We start from the raw sequence: 5379 nt of genomic DNA on the forward strand, positions 1-5379 counted from the left end.
CGCCCGGCTCCTCGCGCGGATCGACGATGGCGGCGACATGGGCGCCGGCCGCAGCCAGATCGAGCGCCGTGGCGGCGGCGGCGTCGTTGTTCGCGAAGATCACCGCGGTACGCCCGGGCAGCGCGCCGAACCGGTTGAGATAGGTGCGCACCGCGCCGGCCAGCATGACGCCAGGCCGGTCGTTGTCGCCGAAGACCAGCGGTCGCTCGATGGCACCGGCCGCGAGCACGACACGTTTGGCGACGATGCGCCAGGCGCGCTGGCGCGGCACATGCGCGGGCGGCACGGCGAGATGGTCGCTCACCCGCTCGACCGCGCCGAACGTGCCATGGTCATAGGCGCCGTAGACAGTGGTGCGCCTGAGCACGACCACCGTGTCGAGGCTCTCGAGCTCGGCGAGAACGCCGGCCACCCAGTCGGGCCCGGACATGCCGCCGATCTCCGACCGCTCGGCGATGAGCCGGCCGCCCAGCCGGAAATCCTCCTCGCACAGCACCACCCGGGCACCGGCGCGACCGGCGGCGAGCGCGGCCATCAGTCCCGCCGGCCCCGAGCCGACCACCAGCAGGTCGCAGAACAGGTGCGCCTTCTCGTAATGGTCGGGATCGGCACCCTCGGCGGCCCGGCCGAGCCCGGCGGCGCGCCGGATCAGCGGCTCGTAGACCTTCTCCCAGAGGGCCGCCGGCCACATGAAGGTCTTGTAGTAGAAGCCGGCCTTGATCAGCGGCGCGGCCAGGCCGTTCACCGCCATCAGGTCGAAGCCGAGCGAGGGCCAGCGGTTCTGGCTGCGCGCGGCGAGGCCGTCATGGAGCTCGACCGTGGTGGCGCGGCTGTTGGGCTCGCGCCGCGCGCCATCCGGGCGCAGCTCGACGAGCGCGTTCGGCTCCTCGGGGCCTGCCGAGAGGAGACCGCGCGGGCGATGATATTTGAACGAGCGGCCGACGAGGCGCACGCCATTGGCGACCAGGGCGGAGGCGAGCGTGTCGCCGGCAAGGCCCTGATAGCTGCGGCCGTCGAAGGTGAAGGCGAGCGGCCGACGGCGATCGACGAGGCCGCCCGCCGCGAGGCGGAACGGACCGCCCGTGGTTCCCCCGGGACCGGTCATGCCGCACCTGCCGCGGCGCGGGCGGGCACGACGCCAAGCACCTCGTGGCTGCGCACGTCGCGATGGACGACGAGCCAGGACCTGCAGCCGCCGACATGCTGCCAGAGCTCCCGGTGCGGGCCGGCCGGATTGTCGCGCAGATGGACATAGGCGTCGAAGCGGCCGAGCGCGTCGGGGGCCGTGGGGTCCGGCCGAACGGCAAGGCCGGCATCGCCGAGATAGGCGAATTCCTCCGAGCCACGCTCGCCGCAGAAGGGACAGGAAAGCCGCATCGCTGTTGTTTCCTCGGGGGCGGGATTGCGAGATCCGCGTCATCGGGACATCGCGCCGGCCGGCATCGGGACGACGCCCGGTGTCGACGGGCTGCTAGTGGAGATTGGGCTGCGCGCCGGCGCCCTTTTCATCGATCACGTGGCCGGTGGAGAACCGGTCGAGGCGGAAGGCGGCGTTGAGCTCATGCGGCGCATCGCGGGCGATCGTGTGGGCGAAGCACCAGCCCGAGGCCGGTGTCGCCTTGAAGCCGCCATAGCACCAGCCGGCATTGAGATAGAGGCCCTCGATCGGGGTGCGATCGATGATCGGCGAGCCGTCCATCGACATGTCCATCAGGCCGCCCCAGGACCGGAGGATGCGCAGGCGGCTGACCCTCGGCAGCAGCGAGACCGCGCATTCGGCGACGTCCTCCACGATGGGCAGGTTGCCGCGCTGCGCATAGGAATTGTAGCCGTCGATGTCGCCGCCGAAGACGAGCCCGCCCTTGTCGGACTGGCTGATGTAGAAATGCCCGGCGCCGAAGGTGACGACCGTGTCGAGCATCGGCTTGACGCCTTCGGAGACGAAGGCCTGCAGCACGTGGCTTTCGATCGGCAGCCGCAGCCCCGCCATGGCGGCGACGCGCGAGGAATTGCCGGCGCAGGCGAGGCCGATCTTCTTCGCGGCGATGAAGCCCTTGGCGGTCTCGACGCCGACCGCCCGGCCGCCTTCGACGCGGATGCCGGTCACCTCGCAGTTCTGGATGAGGTCGACGCCGCGCGCATCGGCGGCGCGCGCATAGCCCCAGGCCACCGCGTCGTGGCGCACCGTGCCGCCGCGCCGCTGCAGCAGGCCGCCCTTGATCGGGAAGCGGGCATTGTCGAAATCGAGCGCCGGGACCATGGCGCGCACGTCGTGGACGTCGAGGAGGTCGGCATCGACACCGTTCAGCCGCATGGCGTTGCCGCGCCGCGCGAAGGCATCGCGCTGGGCGTCGGAATGATAGAGATTGAGGACGCCGCGCTGGCTGACCATCGCATTGTAGTTGATGTCCTGCTCGAGCCCTTCCCACAGCTTCAGCGACCACTCGTAGAACGGCGTGTTGCCGGGCAGCAGGTAGTTCGAGCGGATGATCGTGGTGTTGCGCCCGACATTGCCCGAGCCGAGATAGCCCTTCTCGACCACCGCGACATTGGTGATGCCGTGTTCCTTGGCGAGGTAGTAGGCGGCGGCGAGGCCATGGCCGCCGCCGCCGACGATGACGACGTCATAGCCGCCGGGCTTCGGCTCCGGCACGCGCCAGACCGGTGCCCAGCGGCGATGGCCCGCGAGGGCATTGGCGATCAGGCTGAGGACGGAATAGCGCATGGGGATGTCGGCGGTTCTCGGAAGCGAGCGACGCCATGATGGCAGCGGCCGTGGCCGCCACTTATCCCTTGGCGACGTGAACCTGCCTAATCACGACATGGCTGCGATCGCTGACGCCATCCGTGCGGCGCTCATGCCGTGGCGCGTGGCCGAACCGCTTCGCATAGCAGCGCGAGAAATGGGTGGCGCTGACGAAACCGGTCGCCACCGCCACCTCCAGCACCGACAGGGTCGTCTGCTGCATCAGGGTGCGCGCGCGCAGCAGCCTCAGCTCCAGATAGTGCGCGCCGATGGTGCGGCCGAGATAGCCGCGGAACAGCCGCTCGAGCTGGCGCACCGAGAGGCCCGCGCGCTGGGCCAGCGTGTCGCGGTCGAGCGGCTCCTCGATCCGCTGCTCCATCTGCGCGAGCACGTCGAGCAGCCTCGGATGGCTGACCCGGAATCGCTGCTGCAGCGCCATGCGCTGCGACCGGTCGGGCTCGCGCACCTCGCTCTGGATGAACCATTCGGACACGGCGGTCGCCAGCTCCTGGCCGCGCCAGGCGGCAATCAGCGTATGCATGAGATCGAGCGGCGCGACGCCGCCGGAACAGGTGATCCGGTCGCGGTCGATCTCGTAGAGGCGGCCGGTCAGCGCCAGTTTGGGGAAACGCTCGGCAAAGCCCGGCATATGATCCCAGTGGATGGTGGCCCGGTAGCCGTCGAGCACCCCCGCTGAGGCCAGCACGTAGGGGCCCCCGGAAATGCCGGCGAGCAGCACGCCCTGCCGCGCCAGAGCGCGCAGCCAGGACAGGGTCGGGCCGTGGTCGAAACCCTCGATGCCGGTGCCGGCGCAGACGAAGACGATGTCGAAGCCCGGCTGCTCGTCAAGGCCGTGATCGGCCACCATGGCGATGCCGTTGGAGGCGCATACCGGCCGGCCGTCCAGCGACACGTGCTTCCAGCTGAAGAGCGTCACGCCGGACAGCTGGTTGGCGGCACGCAGCGGCTCGACCGTCGACGAATAGGGCAGCAGCGCAAAGCCCGGCATCAGCAGGAAGCCGGCCCGGATCGGCCGGTCGGTGATGTCGGGCAGGCGGGCGCGGAGCGAGGGGAGCGAGGGCACGGCGGTCGGCTTCGGAAGGGACTCGCGGGACGTGGCGGATCATGCGCCGCGTTCGTCGCGCGGCGTCGTTCAAGGATAGCTTTCGGTCGCTGCAGGACAAGTGGGCCGGTCGTTCTCAGACAAGCTGATGGCCAATCGCAGCGCATCGGCGCCGCCTGCCGGCGCCGTGGCGGACAAGAACGAACCACCACGAGGGGCATGCCATGAGAGCTTTCCTGCGGGCGGTGCTCGCCGCCGCCGCCGTCGCCAGCCTTGCCATGACGGCCAATGCCCAAAGCCTTCTCGACCGGATCCGCGCCAAAGGCGTGATCGTGATCGGCGTGAAGAACGACTATCGGCCCTACGGTTTTCTCGACCCGTCCGGCGCGATCGTCGGCTTCGAGATCGACATCGCCGCCGAGATCGCCCAGCGCCTCGGCGTGCGCGCCGACTATGTGCCGGTGATTGCCGCCAACCGCATGGAGTTCCTGCAGCAGGGGCGCATCGACATGATTGTCGCCAGCATGTCGGACACGCCCCAGCGCCGCCAGGTCGTCGGTTTCGTCGAGCCGCTCTATTATGCCGGCGGCTCGTCGGTTCTCACCCGCAAGACCTCGGGGATCGCCCGCTGGGCCGACCTGCGCGGCCGCCGCGTCTGCGCGACACAGGGCGCCTATTACAACCGCCCGATCACCGAGCGCTACGGCGCCGCTATCGTGGCCTTCCCGAGCGTGGTGGAGGCGCACAATGCGCTGCTGTCGGGCGACTGCGTCGCCTTCCTGCAGGACAGCTCGCTTCATGTCGGCACGCTCGCCTCGGGCGATGCGCGCTGGGCCGACTTCCACGCCCCCCTGCCGTCCGAGGACGAGGTAGGCTGGGCGGTCGGCGTGCCGCTGGCCGAACGCGACGGAGCCCTCGGCAAGGCGGTCAGCGCCATCATCACCGAGCTCGCCCGCTCGGGCCGGCTGCAGGAGCTGGAAAAGAAGTGGAACCTGCCGCCGAGCCCGTTTCTCATCGGACTGCGCCAGCGTCTCGGCAGCTGAACCGGGCCTGCGGCGGTGACGACAGGCGAGGGATCCGGCATGACGCAACCGCCACGCCAGAGACCTGCGGGACATGCCGCCACGCGGCTCGGCGCCTGGGCGGCCGGCTTCGACGCGGCGACCGATGCGCCGGCCGGCGTGCGCGAGGCGGCCCGGCGCGCGCTCCTCGACGTCGTCGGCTGCGCGCTGGCCGGCAGCCGGCACTCCACCACCCTGACGGTTGCGGACCATGCCCGCGCCCATCTCGGCGGCGGGAGCTGCAGCATCGTGGGCGGCGCGCCCGCCGGTCCGCTGGCCGCCGCCATGGTCAACGCGACCGCGGCCCATGTGCTTGATTTCGACGACACCTGTTTCGAGGGCATCGCGCATATTTCCGCCGTGGTCTGGCCGGCGGTGCAGGCCGCTGCGGAGACCGGCGCGGCGACCGGCGGCGATCTTCTCTCGGCCTTCATTGCCGGCGCCGAGGCCGAGGCGGCCCTCGGCCGGTCGCTCGGCCGGGGGCTCTACGATCGCGGCTGGTGGAACAC

At 70.6% G+C, this 5379-nt stretch carries 6 protein-coding genes; 2 read left to right on the plus strand and 4 right to left on the minus strand.

Annotation, left to right across the window (positions count from 1 at the left end; translation table 11 throughout):
• The 4 genes from OZ671_RS31755 to OZ671_RS31770 form a co-directional block, all read right to left on the minus strand.
• Nucleotides 1-1105, minus strand: a 1105-nt coding sequence (locus OZ671_RS31755) for a 2Fe-2S iron-sulfur cluster-binding protein (protein WP_268864403.1), incomplete at its 3' end; no start/stop codon positions are given.
• Nucleotides 1102-1377 carry a sarcosine oxidase subunit delta gene (locus OZ671_RS31760; protein WP_268864404.1) on the minus strand — a complete coding sequence of 92 codons (276 nt, stop codon included), beginning with the start codon at nt 1375-1377 and terminating at the stop codon, nt 1102-1104. The genes OZ671_RS31760 and OZ671_RS31755, both read right to left, overlap by 4 nt.
• Before the next feature lie 94 nt (nt 1378-1471).
• Complete coding sequence (locus OZ671_RS31765; RefSeq protein WP_268864405.1) at nt 1472-2725, minus strand: sarcosine oxidase subunit beta family protein; 1254 nt, start codon at nt 2723-2725, stop codon at nt 1472-1474.
• A gap of 61 nt (nt 2726-2786) precedes the next feature.
• Complete coding sequence (locus tag OZ671_RS31770; RefSeq protein ID WP_268864406.1) at nt 2787-3830, minus strand: GlxA family transcriptional regulator; 1044 nt, start codon at nt 3828-3830, stop codon at nt 2787-2789.
• A gap of 203 nt (nt 3831-4033) precedes the next feature.
• Between OZ671_RS31770 and OZ671_RS31775 the strand changes: the two genes are divergently transcribed.
• Together OZ671_RS31775 and OZ671_RS31780 are read left to right on the plus strand one after the other, a co-directional pair.
• Nucleotides 4034-4852 carry a transporter substrate-binding domain-containing protein gene (locus tag OZ671_RS31775; RefSeq protein WP_268864407.1) on the plus strand — a complete coding sequence of 273 codons (819 nt, stop codon included), beginning with the start codon at nt 4034-4036 and terminating at the stop codon, nt 4850-4852.
• A 39-nt stretch (nt 4853-4891) separates the two neighbouring features.
• The coding region (locus tag OZ671_RS31780) for an MmgE/PrpD family protein (protein ID WP_268864408.1) at nt 4892-5379 on the plus strand (488 nt) is incomplete at its 3' end.

It is taken from the genome of Phreatobacter sp. AB_2022a, assembly GCF_026847585.1.
Lineage (GTDB): Bacteria > Pseudomonadota > Alphaproteobacteria > Rhizobiales > Phreatobacteraceae > Phreatobacter.

What these genes read in the sequence shown, in the direction of transcription:
- OZ671_RS31760 (WP_268864404.1), bottom strand. Translation starts at nt 1,377, where the DNA reads ATGCGGCTTTCCTGTCCCTTCTGCGGCGAGCGTGGCTCGGAGGAATTC.
- OZ671_RS31765 (WP_268864405.1), bottom strand. Translation starts at nt 2,725, where the DNA reads ATGCGCTATTCCGTCCTCAGCCTGATCGCCAATGCCCTCGCGGGCCAT.
- OZ671_RS31775 (WP_268864407.1), top strand. Translation starts at nt 4,034, where the DNA reads ATGAGAGCTTTCCTGCGGGCGGTGCTCGCCGCCGCCGCCGTCGCCAGC.